The following is a 19,608-nucleotide window of genomic DNA, read 5'->3' on the forward strand; positions in this document are numbered from 1 at the left end:
GCCTCAGTCCAGCCGGCCCTCGCGCACGCGGGCGAACAGCTCGTCGTAGCGCTCCTCCGAATAGATGCGCGCCAGCTCCGCGAAGCGGCCCTCGCGCAGCTGGCCCAGGTACTCGTACTTGGTGGAGTGGTAGCCAGCCACGCCCCACGCCAGCCGGGAGGCGTCCGCTCCGCCCCGGAAGACGGCGCCGGTGAGCACGCAGTCGCGCACCCACGCGGCCAGGCGCTGGATGACCACGGGCTTGAGCCTGCGCTGCTCGAAGTGGGCGCGCAGGGCCCACAGCAGCGCGTAGCGCTCCTCCTTGGCGCAGCGGCGCGCCACCGAGGTGGCGAAGCGGTGGTCGATGGGCGCCAGCACGCGCCCGCCCCGCATCTTCGGCAGGGCCTCATGGACGATGTGCCGCGCGTGCCACACGGCCTTCTCCCGCCGCACCAGCCGTGCGCGCCACTGCGTGCGGAAGAGGAAGCGGCGGCCTTCCATCTCCGCCCAGTCGCGCCGGGGCAGCCGGTAGACGTCGGCGTCGGGCGAGGAGCCCTTCCACGCGCGCAGCGTGTCCACGGCGCCGGGCTCCAGCGACTCGTCCGAGTCCAGGTAGAAGACGTAGTCGCACGGCGCCAGCGCGTTCACCGCGGCCACTCGCGCGGCGCCATAGCCCTTCCAGGAGTGTGGCACCGAGCGCGCCCCCAGGGAGCGCGCCAGCTCCCCCGAGCCGTCCGTGGCGCCGGAGTCCAGCGCCACCACGTCATCGCAGAGGGCCAGCAGGCCGCGCAGGCAGGGCTCCAGCGTGTCCTTGTTGTCGCGGTGCAGGACGTAGCCACCGAGCCTCATAATCCGAGCGCCTCGAGCTGGGTGTCGAAGGCGGCGGCGGTGGTGAAGAGCTGGCCGCGCAGGCCCAGCGCGTTGGCCGCGTCCACGAACTCCGCCAGGTCATCGAAGAAGGCGGCCTCTTCGGGCGCGCAGCCCGCGCGCTCCAGGGCGATTCGGTAGATGTCCGGCTCCGGTTTGACGCTGCCCACCTCGCAGCTCATCACCAGCGCATCGAAGCGCTGGAGCAGGGGCAGGCGAGGCCGCAGGTAGGCCGCGTGCAGCGCGTTGGTGTTGGACACCAGCACCAGCTTCACCCGACCCACCAGGGACTCCACCCGGGGGAGCACTGCGTCGTGGGTGGTGAAGTGGCTGCTCCACAGGGGCGCGAACTCCGCCATGGGCAGCTCCAGGTTGAGCGCCCCGCACACACTGCGGCGGATGCCCTCGGCGTCCAGGAGGCCCTTGTTGGCCGCGGTCCATCCCGCGCCCATCAGCCGCTGGGAGACCTCGTGCGCCTGCATCCGGGCACACGCTCCCAGCCTGGCGAACAGCAGCGCGTTGTCGTGGAAGACGAGGACGTTGCCCAGGTCCAACAGGACCGCCTTCACCGCCGCCATTCATGCTCCTCGTGCCGCGCGGCCCGCGCGGGCCCGGGCGTCGCCCCACCGCTGCCGCCCGGACTGCTGTTCCGGAAATTCCGGAAAAGGCCACGCTAGAGGAGGGGAACGCGTTCAGGCAAATCGCGGGCCGGCACGGTGGAGTAGTCCGAGCCCACGTCCAGCAACACCCGCTGTCGGACGCGGGTGCTCAGCGCCTTGCGCAGCCGCCCGAGGAATTCAGGGGGCGCGGCGATGACGAGCTTGTCGAAGGCGTGGCGGTCATGCCCCTTGTCCAGGACGCCGGACAGCTCCCGGGCGAACCGCTCGTGCTCCAACTCCTTGCGGCCATTGGGCTCATTCTCACCGGGGGGCCCGTGCAGGGTGCCGGCGTTGGGGTTGTCTGGCTGGTCGCGCAGGTCATCGCCCTTGGCCCTGCTCTCCTCGTGGTGGAACTCCTCGACCAGACTCCAATCCTTCTCCGCCTTCGCGTCCGTCGCGAAGAGCCTTGCCCGGCTCGCGTTCCCCACAAGAATCCAGAGCTTTGCGTCCGCCATGTGTCACGCCTCCTTAGGATGGGAGATGAGGACCCACGCGACACCCGGCAAGCTTCCGGCCCCGAGCCGCTTCCCCTTCGTGCGCAGGGCAGGCGGCCATGTCGCACAGGGTTGACACCCACCCCCAGACCCACGGTGTCTGGAGTCTGACCGATCATTCCGTTGGGAATGGCAAAGGAGTAGAACGGCGGGATGCGCATTCCCGTCGTTCTGCCTGTCGCCATGCTGGCGCTCGCGCTGCTGGCCCGTCCCGCGCGGGCTCAGGAGCAGGGCGGCCTGGGGCTGGACCTCAGCTCAGAGACCTCCTCCCAGGAGTCCCCGTCGGAGCAGCCGGGCGGACAGGACATGGGGTTGGACCTGCGAGCGGAGGACGAGAACGCCGTGTCGCTGACACCGCGTTTCGTCCTGCTCGGGTTGGACACGCCAGAGCGCGCGGGCTCGCAGCAGGCGTCGGTGTGGCTGCGGGAGCTGGCGAAGGGCGCGATGTCGTCCGGCATGGTGGCCTTCGGCGCGGGCCCCCGGGAGGTGCGCGAGCGACTGGAGGCGAACTACGACGCGGCGCTGCGCTGCTCGCAGGCGTCGTGTCTGGCGGAGCCGGCGGAGTCGCTGGACGCGGACCTGCTGACGACGGCTCGGCTGTCGCTGGAGGACGCGGGCTGGACGCTGCGCGCGTGGACGTACGACAGGGACAAGGGCGTGGTGCACGAGGACGTGGTGTCGGGGCGCAACCCGAAGGACGCGGCCTTCCAGCAGGAGGCGGCCACCAAGCTGGGCAATCGGATGATGGCGCTGGGCCGCCCGCGCGCGCTGCTGAAGGTGAGCGTCAACGTTCCCACGGCGGTGGTGAAGGCGGGCGAGCGCATCCTCGGCGTGGGAAGCGTGGAGGCGCGCCTGCCGCCGGGCACCGTGCAGGTGGAGGTGTCCGCGGATGAGTATGCGTCCTTCACGCGGACGGTGACGCTCAAGCCCGGTGGGCGCGAGGAACTGGAGGTCCGCATGGAGATCTCCGGCCCAGCGCCGGAGGGTCCCGAGGACGCGGTGGCCCGACAGGTGGCGAAGCGCGGTCGCGGCACGCCCATCTACAAGCGGCCGGCGTTCTACACCGCGCTGGTGGGCCTGGCGGCGGTGGGCGTGGGCGCGGTGCTGGGCAAGGGCGCCAAGGACGTGGAGGGCCGGGCGAAGGACGCGGATGGAGACGGGATGCTGGATGTGTCCCGCAAGGAGCGGCTGGATGCGCAGTCGCAGGCGAACCTCGCCACGGCGCTGCTCATTGGGGGTGGCGCGGTGACGGCGGGCAGCGTGACGTGGCTCTTGGTGGTGCCCTCGCGCAGCGAGGCGCCGACGCCCGCGGGCACGGTCAGCGCGGGCGCGGCCACGGCGGTCCATGTCGTCGTCGGCGGGAGCTTCTGAGCTTTATGAAGACCTTCAATTCCTGGCTGCGAGCCTTCGCCGCCCTGCTGCTGGTGTCCGGCGCGGCGGGCTGCAAGGTGGAGTTCCCCGACAACGCCGCCTACACCTGCGCGGTGGAAGCGGACTGTGGTGGGGACGGTTATCTGTGTACGGCGCTGCCCAACGGGGGACCCAAGTACTGTTGTCTCCCGGAGCCCGACGAGAAGTGCAACGGCGTGGACGACGACTGCGACGGCGCGGTCGACGAGCTGGAGGCGGCGTGCTTCTCGGGTGCCGCCAACCTGCGCAACGTAGGCGCGTGCCGCGATGGCCAGTCCGTCTGCACCCGTGAAGGCACGGTGGCCTGCGTGGGCGATGTGCTGCCCGCCGGCGAGCGCTGCAACAGCGTGGATGACGACTGCGACGGTCAGGTCGACGAGGACTTCGACCGGATGACGGACCCGTTCAACTGCGGCACCTGCGGCACGGCGTGCACCGCGCAGCAGAACTGCGTGGAGGGCCAGTGTCAGAAGCGCACGGAGCTCGACTGCGGCAACGGCATCGATGACAACCGGGATGGCCCGGCCGACTGCGCGGACCGCGACGACTGCGACAACCAGGCCTGCGGCGCGGGCTGCACCTGCCAGAACGGGAAGAAGACCGAGACGGGCTGCGGCAACGGCGTGGACGACGACGATGACCGGAGCATCGACTGCGCGGACCGCGACGACTGCGACAACCAGTCCTGCGGCGCCGGCTGCGTGTGTGACCAGGGCCGCAAGGCGGAGTCGCTGTGCACGCCCGACAGCGCGGACGAGGATGGCGACGGCCAGCTCAACTGCAACGACACCGACTGCGAGCGCAGGGAGTGCGGTCCCGGACTGGCGTGTCGTGGCATCAATTGTGTCGAGGGCGCGTGCGGCAACGGGAACGACGACGACACGGACGGACAGACGGACTGCGCGGATGTGGACTGTGGCGGTCAGTCGTGCGGCATGGGCTGCACCTGTCTGGCGTCGGCGAAGACGGAGTCGGACTGCACCGACCGCCTCGACAACGATGGCGATGACAAGATCGACTGCTTGGATCCGGACTGTGCCAGCCAGCGCTGCGTGGCCGGTGAAGTGAACGCGGTGTGCATCAGCGAGAAGTGCGCGGAGCAGAACTGCCGCGACGTCACCGACAATGACGGTGATGGACAGATGGACTGCGCGGACCGCGATGACTGCGACTACGTCACCGTGGCCAGCAACGGCGCGACGGTGACGGTGATGTGCACCCAGGGGGCCGCGAAGGAAGTCCAGTGCTCCAACGGCCAGGATGACGACGGCAATGGGGCGATTGACTGCCAGACGGGCAACGCGGACGCCAACTGCGTGAGCGGCGAGTGCGGGCGCGGCTGCAGCTTCCAGAACTGCACGCGCCGGGAGACCCTTTGCTCGGATGGTCGTGACAACGACGGCAACAACGGCCTGGACTGCGCGGACTCCGACTGCAACAACCAGTCGTGTGGCACCGGCTGCGTGTGCAACGGCGGCGCGCGTCGGGAGACCATTTGCAGCGACGGCGTCGACAACGATGGCACCAACGGCATCGACTGCGCGGACTCCGACTGCAACAACCAGTCATGCGGTACCGGCTGCGTGTGCAACGGCACCACCCGCAAGGAGACCGTCTGCGACGACCTCGTCGACAATGACGGCAACAACGGCCAGGACTGCGCGGACACCGCGGACTGTCCGAACAACACGGCCTGCACGCGCATGGTCGGAAGCAACCGCGTGCCGGGTGTCTGTCAGGCGGGCTCCTGCACCTGAGCACCTCCCTGGAGGTGGGGGTTTCCCGGCCCCGCCTCCCGTCTCATCCTTCCTCTCCGCGAGTCGCAGTCGTGATCCTCTCCCTGACGTCCCAAAGCCCGGTGAGCGAGCCTGTCCGGTGGAGGACGGCGCACGAGGCGTGGGCGCGTCCGTGCGGGCTGACTTCCCCTGCGCAGGGAGAAGGGTCTTCGAGGACCTCGGATGCGTCGTCTCCACAGGGAGGGAACGGCGCTGACGTTGGATGGAAGACAGAGGGCCCGGTGTGGGTTGCCGTTGCTCCTGAGCATGGAGAGTTCTTCACACCATGGGCAACGATGACCTCTTCGCGCAGACCCTGCTGTCCGGTCGTGGAGGCTCCATGAGCGGAGAGCCCCGGATGGGCGAGGAGCTGCGGGAGGGCTTCGTGCTGGGCAGCTACCAGCTGGAGACGTTCCTGGGTGAAGGCTCCATGGGGCGGGTGTTCCAGGCGCGTCACGCGCGGCTGGGGCGGCAGGTGGCCTTGAAGGTGCTGAAGCCGGAGCACGCGCGGGACGGCGGCTTCGTGCAGCGCTTCTTCCAGGAAGCCCGCACCGTGAATCAAATCAACCACGAGCACATCGTGGAGATTTTCGACTTCGTGGACGAGGGCGAGGGTGGCCACGTCTACTGCGTCATGGAGCTGCTGCGGGGCCAGGGGCTCGGCGTGCTCTTGAAGCAGGAGCCGCTGTCGCTCGCGCGCATCCAGCGCATCGCCGTGCAGGTGTGCGCGGCGCTGGGCGCGGCCCACCAGGTGGGCGTGGTGCACCGGGACATCAAGCCGGACAACCTCTTCCTCACCCAGCGCGCGGGCCAGCCGGACTTCGTGAAGGTGCTGGACTTCGGTGTGGCCAAGCACCTGTCCTCCGAGGGGGCTCCCACCGGCACGCTGGACGGGACCATCATCGGCACGCCGGCGTACATGTCCCCGGAGCAGGCCGCGGGCCTCTCGGTGGACGCGCGCTCGGACATCTACGCGGTGGGCAACATCTTCTACGAGATGCTCTGCGGGCATCCGCCCTTCCAGGCAGAGGCCTTCGGGCAGCTGGTGGTGCAGATCATCACGCAGCCGCCGCCGCCACTGCCCTCGCACCTGCCTTCGGGTGAGCCGTTGCCGCCCCAGCTCACGGAGCTGGTGATGCGCTGCCTGGCGAAGGAGCCGGAGGGGCGGCCCCAGTCGCTCGCGGAGGTGACGACGGGGTTGTTGCTGCTGCCCGTCCAGGTGCCCACGTCGCCGGAGGCGGTGGCCGCGATGGAGTTGTCCGAGCGGCCCACGCGGCGGATGTCCGTCGTTGGAGCGGGGCGTCGCCGCGCGGTGATGCTGGCCGGTGGAGGCGCGCTGGCGCTGCTGACGGGCGCGCTGCTGTGGACGGGGCTGGGTGCGGCGGATGCGCCCGTGCTCGCGCAGGCGCCGGTGTCCGTTGTCTCGCCGGAGCGGAGGGTCGAGCCCAGGCAGTTGGAGCTGTTGCCTCCCGCGCCCATGCAGCCCGGAGTGACGCTCACCGTGCACTCCTTCCCGGAGGGGGCGCAGGTGGTGCGCTCGGACACGGGTGAAGTGCTGGGCATCACCCCGCTGGTGCGCGAGCTGCCGCGCCGTGAGGTGCCGCTGAGTCTTCGCGTGGAGCTTGCGGGCTACGTGTCGTCGGAGCGCTCGGTGCGGCTGGATGCTCACACCGAACTGGAAGTGCCGCTCGCCAAGTCCCTCACGGCGCCAAAGCCGGCCGCGAACGCGAAGAAGGGGACCCGGAACGCGACCGTGCCTCGCAAGGGCGCGCGCGCCGCGAGCGCCGCCCCCGCATCACGTTGAGCGCGGACCGCCGGGCTCCTGCTCCACGCAGCGCGGTGAGTTACCCACCCCTCGTCACGGACAGTGTCAGGTGGTTGCGTTGCTGGCGGTGCATCCGCGCTCCACGCAGCGGCGCAGCGGGGTGAGAGCCCAGCCCGCGCCACTCCGGTTGCCGCGCTGCTGGCGGCGCGCCCGCGCTCCACGCAGGGGCACCGAGGTCTCCCCGCCTCAGCGCGAGGCGGCCGTTTGCGCCAGCACCTGCGCGGCGATGCGGGAGATGCGCTCGTCGAAGCCGCTCGCGTCGTGGAAGGTGAGGCGTACGTCGCCCACCTCCAGCTTCGCGCCCGGACTCAGCACGGCGCCCTCCTCGGGGAGTTCCTGTCCGTCCAGCTTCACCGGACGGGCATCCGCCACCCTCGCCACGTGCCAGCCCGCGTCGGGGCGGGGCGTGAGGATGAGCTGCTCCCGCGACACCGTGGCGTCGTTGATGACCAGCGCGTTGTTCGAGGCGCGCCCCATCCGCATGGGGCCTCGCTCGGCCAGGGCCACCAGCTCGAAGCACATGGCGTCCCCGGCGGGCAGGCAGTCCCGCAGGTCCGTCAAGGGCAGCCGAGTGGCACCCACGTTCCCCTCCGTCGTTTCGGGGACGTTCCACGCGCCTGCCTCCCACACCAACCAGGGGTGTGGGTACTTGGCGCGAAACTTCTCCTTGAGAGCCATGTGCTGCCTCACGAGCAGCGAGAGCAGCAGAGCGCGTGCCATGGGTAACTCATAACCTCTTCGGGGCCCGCCAGGCGCGAGAAGGTGGGTTTGGGTGTCCACGAATGGTCGGAATCCAGGCGAGGAGGCCCCTCTCGCGCCCGGGCGGGAGCCTGTAGTACACCCGCGCCCACATATGTCTGGAGGTCCCATGCGTCGCCTGCTGCTCGCCCCGTTGTTGCTCCTCGTCCCCGCCTGCAAGGGTGAAACCGCGAAGGACGTCACTGCCGCGGTGGTGGGCAAGACGGTGGAGGTCGCCAAGGGCGCGGGCAGCGGCGTGGTGGAGGGCATGAAGGAAGGCCGCAAGGGCGCGGTGAGTACGGATGGCTCGCGCACGCTGTCCGCGGCCGACGAGGTCCACGCCAACACGGAGCTGTCCGTGCTGGAAGTGAAGGCGTCCAGCGGGGGCGGGGTGGAGGTGGTGCTGGCCGTGACGAACAAGACGGCCGAGCCGCTGCACCTGCTGGGACTCCAGGAGGGTGGCGGCGCGCAGTTGCTGGACAAGGACGGCTTCGCCACGCCGCTCCAGGCGCGCTCTCCGGGACAGGCCGCGGACTCCATCAAGGTGCCGCCCTCGGTGAAGGTGAAGGCGAGCGTCTTCTTCGATGGCGAGGCCGACAAGGCCGCGAAGGTGCGGCTGTGGGGGCGCGAGTTCACGGTGTCGGGCACCGCCACCGCCGCCACGCCCCAGCCCTGACGCTGGTTCCCTCCAGCCACTGGAGACGTTGATGCGCCGTCTGTCCGCCGTCCTGCTGTGCGCGACGCTGCTGTCCGCCTGTGATGACTCCGAGGGCGCGGCGTACGTGCCACCTCCGCCCTTCACCCAGACGTATCCGGATGGGGGCGTCTCGCCGGACGGCGGCTCGGGGCCGGAGAGCTGGGCCTGTCAGCGCTCGGCGGTGGTGCGCGGCGCGCCCATCTCCCTGTGGGTGAACCTGCAACTGGCGATGAGCCGCGCCACCTCACCCGAGGTCCGCACGGCGGCCATCGACCAGTTCGTGGCGGATGTGGCGGCGCAGGGCGGCACGCCGCTGGTGAGCGATGCGCGCTCGGGCCGGCAGCGGGTGGTCTTCTTCGCGCGCGGCGACTCCGCGCGCGACACGTCCGTGGCTGGCGACTTCAACGAGTGGTCCCCCACCGCCACGCCGCTGGCGCAGGTGCGTGACACGGACCTGTTCGTCGCGGAGGTGGACATCCCGCGCACGGGGCCGCACCCGTACAAGCTGGTGAAGGGTGGAGGCTTCTTCGAGGACCCTCGGGCGAAGCACGTGGTGTGGGACCGCCTCAACCGCAACGCGGTGGGCCAGTTCAACTCGCTTGTCTATCCGGACGCGCAGGACGCGACGAAGGGGCGGCTCACCGCCTGGTACGGCGTGCGCGCCACGGTGCTCGGGGATGCGCGCGACGTGTTCGTCTACACGCCGCCGTCCTACGACGGTCCGGAGTGCCCGACGCTGCCGGTGATGTACGTGCACGATGGCAACGAGAGCATCACCCGCGAGTCCTTCGTGGACGCGGCGGACGCGCACTACAAGGCGCGGCCCCAGGACGCGGCGGTGCTCGTCTTCGTGGCGCTTCCCACGCAGGACGTGCGGCTGGCGCAGTACACCTTCGCGCCCGCGCGCGCCCCGGGCTGGCCCGCGCCCAAGGGCGATGAGTACCTGGCCTTCCTGAAGGATGACCTGATGCCTCGCGTGGAGGCGGGCTTCCGGGTGAAGACGGGTCCCCAGGACACGGGCATCTTCGGTGCGTCATTGGGGGGCCTCATCTCCGTGTACGCGGGCTTCCAGTTCCCGGAGAAGTTCGGCTTCGTGGGCACCCAGTCGGGGACGTTGTTCTGGCCGCACGACGGTGAAGTGGACCGGGACGACGGCAACGCCATGGTGCTGCGCGCGGCGCAGGAGCCGGTGGTGCCGGTGCGCTTCTACGTGGACCACGGCTCGCCGGCGACGGGCTGCACGGACGACGGCGAGCAGGGCTCCGACGACTGTCAGTCCAACCTCCAGTTCATCGCGGCGCTGAAGAGCCGGGGCTACGACGTGGCCCACGTGCACGAGCCGAGCGGGCAGCACGACTGGTCCTTCTGGAAGAAGCGCCTGCCGAAGCTGCTCTGCGTGTTCCGCAACACCGACGCGAAGGTGTGCGGCCTCTAGGGCTTCAGAGTCTGGCGGCGATGGCTCGAGCCAGTCGGCCTGCGGCCTCGGGGTCCAGTGACAGGAAGAGGGAGGGCTCGGTGACTTCCACTTCCTGCAGGCGCGTGACGCCTGCGTTGTCCGTGGCCACGTCCACGCGGGCGTAGAGCAGCGGCTGGCCGATGGCCTCCAGTACGCGCTCGGCCAGACGTGACTCCTCGCGGTTGTCGGGCGTGAAGACGGTGGGCTGCGCGAAGCCCCGGGGCGCGGACTTCAGCGTGGGGGGGCGGCGCACCGCGTGGCTGAAGGCGCCGTCGAAGGAGATGTAGCTGCGCTCGCCCTCCGTCTCGAAGGCGGTGAGGTAGGGCTGCACCATGAGCTCGCACTCGGCGGCCAGCTCCGTCACGAGCTGAGTGGCGGCGGCGGCTTCGGTGCGCGGAAGAATGTGTGTCTTGAGTGCGCCCGCGGACACGGCGGGCTTGAGGACGACGGCGTCCCAGCCGCGCGACTTCACCAGGGCGCCGATGTCGAGCGTGCCGCCGCGCTCCACCCAGACGGTGGGCGTGACGGGGATGCCCTTGGCCTCCAGCTCGCGCAGGTAGAACTTGTGCGTGTTCCAGCGCAGCACGTCGGCCGGGTTGTGGAGCTTCGTGAGGCGGCCGACCTTCTGTGCCCAGGCGACGAAGGTGTCGCGGCGCAGGTGGCTGTCCCAGGTGGTGCGCACGACGGCCATGCGCACGGTGCGGAAGTCCACCGTCGGGTCGTCCCACACGACGGGCCGCGCATCCAGTCCCAGCGCCTTCAAGGCGGGAAGCAGGGGAGCGTCGAAGGCGTCGAGCTCCGGCAGGTCGGCATAGGTGAGGACGGCCACGTCCATGGTGTGTTGCTCCCGGTGAGGCGTGCGCGCCCTAAGTAGCGCGAAGGCGCCGAGCGCGCAGGGATTTTGAGTGGAGGGGCGGCTGCCGCGAGGGCGATGCCCGGAGCGTGGTTGTTCGAGCAGGGAGGCCCTGTGCGCGGTGGCGGATTGAACGCCGATGCGCGTCAGGCCCGAGGGCGCGGTGGCTGGTCGCGCCTCGACGCGTATCAGGCCGGGCGAGCGGTGGCGGGGGCGCGAGGCGGTGCCTGTCCGCCCGCATCACTGGCCTTGTCCTTCTGGTTGCGCTCTTGCGCCTCACGCAACGCGTGCGCGAGCAGAGCTTGTCCTCGGGGATAGGGCGCGGCTTCACCGCCTATCGCGAGCATTTGCTGTCGCAGCAGCGCGCCGCTGGCCGTGCGTTGCTCGGGCCGCTTCTCGAGCAACCCCATCACCGCCGCGTCCAGCTCGGGCGGCACCTCCGGGTTGAAGTGCGAAGGCGGCGCCAGCTCCTGGTCCAGCGTGGCGCGCAGCAGCGCTTCCTGCGTGGAGCCCTGGAGCGCGCGTCGGCCCGTGAGGGCCTCATGCAGCGTCAGTCCCAGCGCGAAGAGGTCCGCGCGCCCATCGAACGGCCGTCCCGCCGCCTGCTCGGGCGCCATGTAGCCCAGCTTGCCGCGCACACTGCCCGCCGCCGTGAGCTGCGAGCGCGCCGAGTCCCGCGCAATCCCGAAGTCCGACAGCTTCGCTTCCCCGAAGCGGGACACCAGCACGTTGGGCGGGTTGAGGTCCCGGTGGACCAGCCGCAGCGGCTGTCCATCCGCGCCCGTGCGGCGGTGCAGATAGTCGAGCGCCGCCGCCAGCTCCGCGCCCAGGAAGGTCACCGCCGCCACCGGCAGCGGCCGGCGCGACAGCCCCCGCATCAGCGAGCTGAGCGGCATGCCATCCACGAACTCCATCGCCAGGAAGTACGTGCCGCCATGTCGCCCCAGGTCGAACACCTGGACGATGTTGGGATGGTTGAGCGACGAGCACAGCTCCGCCTCCCGGCGGAACATGGTGACGAACTCATCGTCGTCCGCGAACGAGGGGAGGATGCGCTTGAGGGCCACCTGCTTCTGGAAGCCACCCTCCGGGCAGTACGTGGCCCGGTACACCTCCGCCATGCCTCCGGCGCCCACGCGCTCGTGCAGCACGTACTTGCCCATGACCTCCTGCTCACGCAGAGCGGACAGCGCCCCCCGTGTCAGCTGGAGGAAGTGCCTCGCCAGCGTGGCGGTGAAGACCCCCGCGGCCACGAAGAAGAAGGCCCGCGTGGCGATGAAGCGCGGCGTCAGCGTGATGAGCGCCGACTCCGGCAACAGCGGCTGGACGAAGAGGAAGTAGATGCCCAGGTACTCGGCGGCCACCAGGATGCCCGCAGCCAGCGCCAGCCGGGGATTGCTGCGCAGCGTCGCGAGCGTAATCAGCGTGGGCCAGATGACGAGCGTGGGCGCGGTGAGCGCGTAGATGGGCCCCTGGAAGCGCAGGTCGAACGCCAGCACCACCGCGGGGATGCTGACCTCAATCGCCACGTTGAGCCAGGGAATCGCCGGGTGGAACGCACCCGAGCGCAGCACTCGCCACAGCGCCGTGTAGTAGAGCGCCAGCACCGCCGACAACCCCATGAGGGCCTGCGTCAAGCCCCAGCCAATCGAGGGCCCCAGCGCCGCGGCCACCACCACCGACGCGCCCGACAGGCCCGCCATGAAGCGCGCCACCGACAGCTCCCGGGCCTGCGCATCGCGTCGTAGGTGTCCGTCCAGGAAGCGGGAGACGGGGCTCGTCAGGGTGTGCGCGGTCATCGGTCGTCCCACTCTACAAAAAGCTGGGAACTCGACACGGCCCCCCGGCCCTCCAGCCCGCATCTGGCTCGTGGGGTCGTCCTGACTACAGGTATTTCGCGGCGGGGCCCCGGGGTCGCCTGTCGCTGAAATGTTTCACGAGCTACTCTCCGCGCGTGTCGAGGACGTACCGCCTCACCCCAGGCCGGTGTCCCCGGGAGACCCACGAGATGCGAAAGTTCCCTCGCTTGCTGCTGGCCGCGCTCGCCGCGGTGTTGCTGTCCCACGTTGGTTGCTCTGGCGACGACAGGCCGGAATGTGAGGGCGCGAGCTGCGTCGCCCCTGCCGTCTGCGGCAACAGCGCCAAGGAAGAGGGCGAGCAATGCGACGACGGCAACAGGGTCAGCGGCGACGGCTGCGACGCGGACTGTACGGTGACGCCCGAGGTGGAGAAACCCGTCTGTGGCAACGGGAAGCTGGAGGGCACGGAGACGTGCGACGACGGCAACGCGGCGGACGGTGACGGCTGTCAGGTGGACTGCTCGCTGACGCTGACCCGCTGCGCGGCGGCGGACGTACCCCCGCTCGCGGATGGGGCCACGTGCGCGGTGACGAAGGCCGGCAATGGCGCGCGCCTCTTCACGGGCGTCGTGCTGAAGGACGGCGAGACGCTGGTGGGCGGCCAGGTGATGGTGAACCCCCAGGGCGTCATCACCTGCGCGTCGTGTGACTGCTCCACCGAGGATGGCGCCGCTGAAGCCACCCACATCTCGTGCCCGACGGGTGTCATCTCCCCGGGCCTCATCAATCCGCACGAGCACGTCACCTTCCAGAACGGCCCGTACGCGTGGACGGATGAGCGCTACGAGCACCGGCTGGACTGGTTCCGGGGCCTGGGCAACCACACCCGCGTCGCCAACAGCACCCGGTCCGCCGCGGACTCGGTGGGCTTCATCGAGCTGCGCCACCTGCTCTCGGGCACCACGTCCATCGCGGGCGTGGGCGGCGTCGCGGGCCTCCTGCGCAACCTGGACCAGGTCCCCGTGACTCGTCAGGAGGGCATGGACATGTGGGTCGCGGTCTCGGACACCTATCCGCTGGGGGACCAGGAGACGGACCTGAGGGCGGATGACTGTACCTATGCGCGGATGCCGAGGACGTCGAGCCTGTCCAAGGTCGCCGCCTACCTGCCGCACCTGGGCGAGGGCATCAGCACGGAGGCCTACAACGAGATTCGCTGCGTGTCCGTGGCGCCCAATGACGTGCTGCAGCCGCGCACGACGCTCATCCACGGCATCGCGATGACGGCGCGCGAAATCACGCTGATGGCGGACCGGGGCACGGCGCTCATCTGGTCGCCGCGCTCCAACCTCACGCTGTACGGCGACACCGCCATGGTGTCCGCGTACAAGCGGCTGGGCGTGAGCATCTCGCTGAGCACCGACTGGGCCCAGTCCGGCTCCATGAACATGCTGCGCGAGCTGAAGTGCGCGGACACGCTCAACACCGTGCAGTTCGCCCGGACGTTCAGCGACGTGGACCTCTGGAAGATGACGACGGCCAACGCCGCGGAGGCGGTGGACATGCAGAGCCGCGTGGGCCGCCTCGCGCCGGGCAAGCTGGGCGACCTGGCCATCTACTCGCTGCGCACCCACGCCAGCTCGCCGCACCGGGCGGTCATCTCCGCCGAGCCCGCCGATGTCGTGCTGACGATGCGCGCCGGCAAGGCCCTCTACGGCGACCAGACGCTGGTGGGCGCGCTGAAGGCCGAGGCGGAGGCGTGCGACGCGATGGACGTGTGCGGCACCGCCAAGACCGTCTGCCTCCAGTCGGAGCTGGGCAAGAACCTGGAGGCGCTCAAGGCCGCCAACCCCGTGGGCTATCCGCTGTTCGCTTGCGGCGTTCCCCAGGGCGAGCCTGTCTGCGTGCCCCGCCGCATCTCGAACAATCCGGACTTCCCGGCGTCGGTGCGCGGCTCGAACGTCTACTCCGGTGAGAGCAAGGTGGATGACCCGGATGGCGACGGGTTGCGCAACTCCATCGACAACTGCCGCACCATCTTCAACCCCATCCGTCCCATGGACGGTGGCAAGCAGGCCGACTCGGACAGCGACGGCGTGGGCGATGCGTGCGACCCGTGCCCGCTGGCGGCGAACACCTCCGCGTGTACGCACGTCGTCGTCGGCGACGATGACCAGGACGGGTTCCCGACGTGGCAGGACAACTGCCCCTTCACGTCCAACCAGGACCAGGCGGACCAGGATGGAGACGGCAAGGGCGATGCGTGCGACGTGTGCGCCGCGACGCCCAACGCGGGCCACCTGGGCTGCCCGTCCAGCATCCATGCGCTGAAGACGCGGGAGGATGGACGCCTGCCCCTGGAAGGGCGGCCGGTGTCGTTCAACGACGTCATCGTCACCGCCGTGGTGAAGGGCGCCGCGACGGTGGAGGGCTACTGGCTGCAGGTGCACCCGCTGCCGTCGGGAGCGAGCGTGGAGAACTCGGGCATCTACGTGTACGCGCCCAAGGGTGACCTCGCGGTGGGAGACCGGCTGGACATCGTCACCGCGACGCTGACCCTCTTCAACGGGCTGCCGGAGCTGGTGGACGTGAAGTACGTCCGGCGCAGCGCTGGCAACCCGCTGCCGGCGCCGGTGCCCGTCACCACGGCGGACATCCGCACCGGAGGCCCGAGGGCCGAGGCGCTGGAGGGCGTGCTGGTGGAGGTGTACGACGTGAGCACCACGAGCACGGTGGACAACTTCAAGCAGTTCTTCGTCAACGAGAGCGGCAACACGTCGCAGCCCGGGCTGATGGTGGACGACCTGGCGTACACCTACGCGGACCCGACGCTGGGGACGCGGTTCGGCGTGCTGCGCGGTGTGCTGACGTTCAGCTTCAGCGACTCCAAGGTGATGCCGCGCAGCATCGCGGACCTGAAGCCGCCCATGCCGTCGTTGACGGGCTTCGGGCCGGGCGACGGGTTCGTCCGCCTGGGCGAGACGGGCGCGGTGAGCACCTTCCCGCAGGCGCTGACGGTGACGCTGTCGGGCACCTACTCGGAGCCGCTCGACATCTTCATCACCTCCAGCGACAGCAGCGCGCTGCGCGTGGCCAACGGACGGGTGACGGTGCCCGCGGGTCAGAGCGCCGTGGAGGTGAAGGTGGAGCCCCTGGCCCCGGCGGCGAACGTGACGCTGACCGCGTCGCTGCGAAACACCACCCGCCAGGCGTCGTTCCGGGTGCTGGGCGCGACGGAGCAGCCCGCCATCACCGGGCTGACGCCTTCCGAGGCGACGGTGGTTCCGGGGGGCTCGGTGAGCTTCGCGGTGGCGCTGGACCGTCCGGCCCCCGCGAACTCCACCATCGCATTGACCGTGAATCCCACGTCGGGCTTCGGCACGCTCACTCCGGTGGATGGGGCGCTGACGGTGGCGACGAACGCGATGGAGGCGACGTTCACCCTTACTGTCGACGAAACGGCCACGGGCCCCACGGGCACCGTGACGGCGGAGCTGGGCGCCAGCAGCGCGAGCTCCACGGTGACGGTGGACCTGGTCTCCCCGAGGTTGTTGGGCATGACGCCCACGGGGCCGGTGGTCGTCCGGTACGGGTTGACGCAGGAGTTCCGGGTGACGCTGTCCTCGGCGCCGACGGCGGACCTCGCGGTGGCGCTGGCCGCCACGCCGGGCGCGGGTGTCACGCTCTTCGGCACGGTGCCGGCCACGGTGACGGTGCCCGCGGGCGCGACGGAGGCCACGTTCCTCTTCACCGCGGATGCGCGGGGTGAGGGCGAGGGCACGGTGTCCGCGTCGCTGCTCGGTGTGCGGCGGACGTCGGCCGTCACGGTGACGCCGCCGCCCGCGCAGCTCGCCTCGCTGACGCCCGAGACGGCGTCGGTGTACTTCGGGGCGAAGCAGGCCTTCACGGTGACGCTGGACCGCAGGGCGGGCGTCGGTGGCGCCGCCGTCACGCTGGCGGTGTCCTCGGCCACGCTGGGGTCGCTGCCCGCGGCAACGGTGACGGTGCCGGAGGGACAGACGAGCGTCCAGGTCCTCTTCACGGCGGGGACCGAGGCCCTGAGTGGCACCGTGTCCGCGACGTACGAGGGCGTGACGAAGACGGCGGCCATCACCACGGTGCCACGCCCGGCCATCAACCACCTGGTCATCAACGAGGTGGACTACGACCCGAAGGGCACGGACACGACCGCGAACAAGGAGTTCGTGGAGATCTACAACCCCACGGCTTCGGCCATCTCCCTGGTGGGGGTGTACCTCGTGTTCGTCAATGGTTCGCCAGCGGTGCCGGCGAGCTACGAGAAGATCGACCTCGCGAGCGTCGTCACGCTGGCGCCGGGTGAGTACCTGGTGGTGGGCCCCGCTGCCATCGTGGATCCGCTCGCGGGTCAGGCGGGAATCAAGACGCTGCTGTCGACGAAGGCCATCCAGAATGGTGGCAGCAACTCCACTCCCACGGCGGACGCGGTCGCCCTCTTCGACAGTGCCACGGAATCCATCCTCGATTCGCTCGCCTACGAGGGGCCCGTCAATCAGGGCACCATCGCGGGCGTGGCGAACAAGCGGTTCGACTTCACGGAGGGGCCGCGGAGCACGGCGGCGTTGGCGGACATCGACACGACGGAGGGGACGCTGGCGCGCGGCGCGGACAGCTCCGACACGAACGACAACCTGGATGACTTCAGGTTCACCACCACGCTGACCCCCGGCAGGCAGAACATCATCACCCCACTGCCGTGACACCCCGCGCGGCGTCGAGCCGCGTGACACGGTGAGAAGTTGCTCGGGCGGCTCCCGCGATGTCGGGGCCGCCCGAGCCTTTTCGAGGGACGTGGATGGCCACGTCGAGGTTCTCAGGGACGAGGCGCGGGAGCGACAGCGCCGCCCCTGGTGGCGCTTCTGGGGTTGAGCAGGGCGCTACGGCGCCTTGCGTACCAGCGCGCCGTCCATCAGCAGTCGGTCCAGCGAGGCGGCCATCGAGTCGTAGTCGAGCGTGGCGCGGAAGAGGTTCTGGTACATCAGCGCGCCCAGGTAGCCACCGAAGACGCCGTGGGCCGCCAGCTCCGTGTCCACGTCCTGACGGAACTCGCCGGTCGTCTGCCCGTGACGGAGGATGCCGCCCAGCACCTTCGCGTACAGGCCCAGCTTCTCGCGGATGGCCTCCGCCACCCGCTCGTTCGAGTCCGCCGCTTCGGCCGCGAGCATGCCGAAGAAGATGCCGTACTCGCGATGCTGGCCCAGGAAGGAGTGCGTGCCGCGGGTGAAGGCCTGGAGTTGCTCGCGAGCGGACAGGCCGCGGTGCTCGTCGAGCAGGTCCACGAAGCCACTCAGGTAGCGCTGGTGCAGCTCCTCGATGGCCGCGAGCAGCAGGTCTTCCTTCGTGGGGAAGTGCCAGTACAGCGCTCCAGGGGTCATCCGGATGGCGCGCGCCAGGTCCGCCATCGTCGTCGCCAGGAACCCTCGCTTCGCGAACAGGGTGATGGCTGCTTCGAGGATGTCCACGCGTGTGCGCGCGGAGCGTTCCTGCTTGAGCTCTCTCTTCGCCGGTTCCTTGCTCATGGCAACGAAAACCATACCCCAGTCCCGCGGCGACACCCGGGCGTCATTCTAACGCGTTGGCGGCTCATGGTGCCCGGAGCGCGCACCAACAGGAGTCAAGGGTTGAACCTGTGTCTGTCTTTCAGGCCGCCAGCAACGTCACCTTGACGATTTCCGGAGGAGCGCCGACGCGCAGGGGCGGCCCCCAGAAGCCCGTGCCCCGGCTGACGTAGAGGTGCTTGTCGCCCTCCTCGAAGTGTCCCGCGTCGTGCTCCCAGATGGCCGACACCGCGAGCGTGAACGGAAAGAACTGTCCCCCGTGCGTATGCCCGGACAACTGCAACCCCATGCCCGCTTGCGCCGCCACGCGCCAGTTGGAGGGTTGGTGCGCGAGCAGCACCGCCGCCCGCTCCGGCTCCCTCCCCGCCACCGCCGCCTTCAAGTCATAGCCCTGCTTCGCGCCCGACAGCCCCGCCGACCAGTCATCCACGCCCACCAGGTCGAACGAGGCCCCCGCGTCTCCAATCCGCACATGGCGATTGCGCAGCACCCGCACCCCCATGCCCTCCAGCGCTCCCGCCCAGGCACCCGGGTCCCAGTAGTACTCGTGGTTTCCCGTGACGAAGTACGTGCCGTGCCGTGAGCGCAGCTCCCGCAGCGCCGCCACCGAGGGCCCCAGCGAGGCGACCTTCCCGTCCACCAGGTCCCCAGTGATGGCCACGAGGTCCGGGCGCAACGCGTTGCACCGCGCCACCAGCTCGTCCATGAACTTGCGCTGGATGACGGGGCCCACGTGGATGTCACTCAGTTGCACCAGGGTGAAGCCATCCAGCTCCCGAGGCAGTCCGGGCAGCCGCACCGCGACTTCATTCACCACCGGGGGATGGAACGCGCTCCACGTCCCGTAGCCCGTCAGGCTCCCCGACGCGAGCAGCGCGCCGCCCGCCGTGGCTCGCGCGAGGAAGCGCCGCCGCGCCACATCCACTTCCGGCACCTCGACCTGACTCGCCGCTCCAGCCGGACTCGTGGAGAGGTCCACGGAGGGCGCTTGCGTCATCGCCACGGCGCCCGCACCCCCAAGCGTGGCCAGGCTCACGCCGTCGGCCGTGGCCGCCCGGGCCCGCGTCAGCCTCCGCGACAGGGCGCGCACGCCGCCAATGGCCCACAGCGCGAACAGCAGGTACGTCGCCGCGCCCATCCACATCCACACGGCCGTGGCCACCGCGAACGTGGCGTCCATCGGCAGGAAGCGCGTCACCGACCAGGACAGCACCAGCAGTGCGCCCAGCACCGTCATCACCGCCATGCCCACCCGGCGCCAGCTCCGGTCCTCCGACGTGTCCGCGAACAGGCGCCGGTACAGGTAGATGTGGACCCCCACGGTGATGAGGCTCGTGAGGACCGCGAAGATGATGAAGCGCGCCGGTGAGTCCATGGTCGCCCCAATACTCGCCCGGCCTCGACGCGCCGCAACGCATTCCTCGTGAAGAAACGTGAATCGCCCCGTGCGTGCACCCCG

At 70.1% G+C, this 19,608-nt stretch carries 14 protein-coding genes; 6 read left to right on the forward strand and 8 right to left on the reverse strand.

Annotation, left to right across the window (positions count from 1 at the left end):
• Window positions 1–3: 3 nt before the first annotated feature.
• The 3 genes from HUA74_RS10175 to HUA74_RS10185 all read right to left on the reverse strand — a co-directional run bounded on the left by HUA74_RS10175 (window position 4) and on the right by HUA74_RS10185 (window position 1,960).
• Window positions 4–828 carry a glycosyltransferase family 2 protein gene (locus tag HUA74_RS10175; RefSeq protein WP_174454410.1) on the reverse strand — a complete coding sequence of 275 codons (825 nt, stop codon included), beginning with the start codon at window positions 826–828 and terminating at the stop codon, window positions 4–6.
• Window positions 825–1,424: an HAD family phosphatase gene (locus HUA74_RS10180; protein ID WP_174454411.1), complete on the reverse strand. Its 600-nt coding sequence runs from the start codon at window positions 1,422–1,424 to the stop codon at window positions 825–827. Before HUA74_RS10180 ends, HUA74_RS10175 begins: the two co-directional genes overlap by 4 nt.
• A gap of 95 nt (window positions 1,425–1,519) precedes the next feature.
• Window positions 1,520–1,960, reverse strand: a complete 441-nt coding sequence (locus HUA74_RS10185) for a host attachment protein (protein ID WP_141640951.1) — start codon at window positions 1,958–1,960, stop codon at window positions 1,520–1,522.
• A 192-nt stretch (window positions 1,961–2,152) separates the two neighbouring features.
• On the opposite strand from HUA74_RS10185, the gene HUA74_RS10190 reads away from it, so the two are divergent.
• From HUA74_RS10190 to HUA74_RS10200, 3 genes are all read left to right on the forward strand, one after another.
• Window positions 2,153–3,370 carry a hypothetical protein gene (locus HUA74_RS10190; protein ID WP_174454412.1) on the forward strand — a complete coding sequence of 406 codons (1,218 nt, stop codon included), beginning with the start codon at window positions 2,153–2,155 and terminating at the stop codon, window positions 3,368–3,370.
• A gap of 5 nt (window positions 3,371–3,375) precedes the next feature.
• The gene (locus HUA74_RS10195) at window positions 3,376–5,166 is read left to right on the forward strand and encodes a hypothetical protein (RefSeq protein ID WP_174454413.1); all 1,791 of its coding nucleotides are present in this window, start codon (window positions 3,376–3,378) and stop codon (window positions 5,164–5,166) included.
• 304 nt (window positions 5,167–5,470) lie between these two features.
• Entirely contained in the window at window positions 5,471–6,988 is a 1,518-nt protein-coding gene (locus tag HUA74_RS10200; protein WP_174454414.1) for a serine/threonine-protein kinase, read from the forward strand.
• Between the two features lie 207 nt (window positions 6,989–7,195).
• Here the strand turns inward: HUA74_RS10200 and HUA74_RS10205 are convergent, their stop codons facing one another.
• Window positions 7,196–7,729, reverse strand: coding sequence for an FHA domain-containing protein (locus HUA74_RS10205; RefSeq protein ID WP_174454415.1), 534 nt, complete (start codon window positions 7,727–7,729; stop codon window positions 7,196–7,198).
• Between the two features lie 148 nt (window positions 7,730–7,877).
• On the opposite strand from HUA74_RS10205, the gene HUA74_RS10210 reads away from it, so the two are divergent.
• Window positions 7,878–8,423, forward strand: a complete 546-nt coding sequence (locus tag HUA74_RS10210) for a hypothetical protein (RefSeq protein ID WP_141640947.1) — start codon at window positions 7,878–7,880, stop codon at window positions 8,421–8,423.
• A gap of 31 nt (window positions 8,424–8,454) precedes the next feature.
• The gene (locus HUA74_RS10215) at window positions 8,455–9,879 is read left to right on the forward strand and encodes an esterase family protein (protein WP_174454416.1); all 1,425 of its coding nucleotides are present in this window, start codon (window positions 8,455–8,457) and stop codon (window positions 9,877–9,879) included.
• 4 nt (window positions 9,880–9,883) lie between these two features.
• Here HUA74_RS10215 and HUA74_RS10220 read toward each other — a convergent pair whose 3' ends face one another.
• Window positions 9,884–10,735, reverse strand: coding sequence for a RimK family alpha-L-glutamate ligase (locus HUA74_RS10220; RefSeq protein ID WP_174454417.1), 852 nt, complete (start codon window positions 10,733–10,735; stop codon window positions 9,884–9,886).
• A gap of 206 nt (window positions 10,736–10,941) precedes the next feature.
• Entirely contained in the window at window positions 10,942–12,552 is a 1,611-nt protein-coding gene (locus HUA74_RS10225; protein WP_174454418.1) for a serine/threonine-protein kinase, read from the reverse strand.
• Window positions 12,553–12,761: 209 nt separating this feature from the next.
• Between HUA74_RS10225 and HUA74_RS10230 the strand changes: the two genes are divergently transcribed.
• Window positions 12,762–17,291, forward strand: coding sequence for an amidohydrolase family protein (locus HUA74_RS10230; protein ID WP_174454419.1), 4,530 nt, complete (start codon window positions 12,762–12,764; stop codon window positions 17,289–17,291).
• 177 nt (window positions 17,292–17,468) lie between these two features.
• On the opposite strand, the gene HUA74_RS10235 is transcribed toward HUA74_RS10230, so the two are convergent.
• Together HUA74_RS10235 and HUA74_RS10240 are read right to left on the reverse strand one after the other, a co-directional pair.
• Entirely contained in the window at window positions 17,469–18,110 is a 642-nt protein-coding gene (locus HUA74_RS10235; protein WP_141640941.1) for a TetR/AcrR family transcriptional regulator, read from the reverse strand.
• Between the two features lie 121 nt (window positions 18,111–18,231).
• On the reverse strand, window positions 18,232–19,524 hold the full coding sequence (locus HUA74_RS10240) for a metallophosphoesterase (protein WP_174454420.1): 1,293 nt from the start codon (window positions 19,522–19,524) through the stop codon (window positions 18,232–18,234).
• Window positions 19,525–19,608 lie beyond the last annotated feature (84 nt).

The organism is Myxococcus sp. CA051A (assembly GCF_013336705.1).
GTDB lineage: Bacteria > Myxococcota > Myxococcia > Myxococcales > Myxococcaceae > Myxococcus > Myxococcus llanfairpwllgwyngyllgogerychwyrndrobwllllantysiliogogogochensis.

Excerpts from the sequence above, each read along its gene's own strand:
- HUA74_RS10175 (WP_174454410.1), bottom strand. The coding sequence starts at position 828 with ATGAGGCTCGGTGGCTACGTCCTGCACCGCGACAACAAGGACACGCTG.
- HUA74_RS10180 (WP_174454411.1), bottom strand. The coding sequence starts at position 1,424 with ATGGCGGCGGTGAAGGCGGTCCTGTTGGACCTGGGCAACGTCCTCGTC.
- HUA74_RS10185 (WP_141640951.1), bottom strand. The coding sequence starts at position 1,960 with ATGGCGGACGCAAAGCTCTGGATTCTTGTGGGGAACGCGAGCCGGGCA.
- HUA74_RS10190 (WP_174454412.1), top strand. The coding sequence starts at position 2,153 with ATGCGCATTCCCGTCGTTCTGCCTGTCGCCATGCTGGCGCTCGCGCTG.
- HUA74_RS10195 (WP_174454413.1), top strand. The coding sequence starts at position 3,376 with ATGAAGACCTTCAATTCCTGGCTGCGAGCCTTCGCCGCCCTGCTGCTG.
- HUA74_RS10200 (WP_174454414.1), top strand. The coding sequence starts at position 5,471 with ATGGGCAACGATGACCTCTTCGCGCAGACCCTGCTGTCCGGTCGTGGA.
- HUA74_RS10205 (WP_174454415.1), bottom strand. The coding sequence starts at position 7,729 with ATGGCACGCGCTCTGCTGCTCTCGCTGCTCGTGAGGCAGCACATGGCT.
- HUA74_RS10210 (WP_141640947.1), top strand. The coding sequence starts at position 7,878 with ATGCGTCGCCTGCTGCTCGCCCCGTTGTTGCTCCTCGTCCCCGCCTGC.
- HUA74_RS10215 (WP_174454416.1), top strand. The coding sequence starts at position 8,455 with ATGCGCCGTCTGTCCGCCGTCCTGCTGTGCGCGACGCTGCTGTCCGCC.
- HUA74_RS10220 (WP_174454417.1), bottom strand. The coding sequence starts at position 10,735 with ATGGACGTGGCCGTCCTCACCTATGCCGACCTGCCGGAGCTCGACGCC.
- HUA74_RS10225 (WP_174454418.1), bottom strand. The coding sequence starts at position 12,552 with ATGACCGCGCACACCCTGACGAGCCCCGTCTCCCGCTTCCTGGACGGA.
- HUA74_RS10230 (WP_174454419.1), top strand. The coding sequence starts at position 12,762 with ATGCGAAAGTTCCCTCGCTTGCTGCTGGCCGCGCTCGCCGCGGTGTTG.
- HUA74_RS10235 (WP_141640941.1), bottom strand. The coding sequence starts at position 18,110 with ATGAGCAAGGAACCGGCGAAGAGAGAGCTCAAGCAGGAACGCTCCGCG.
- HUA74_RS10240 (WP_174454420.1), bottom strand. The coding sequence starts at position 19,524 with ATGGACTCACCGGCGCGCTTCATCATCTTCGCGGTCCTCACGAGCCTC.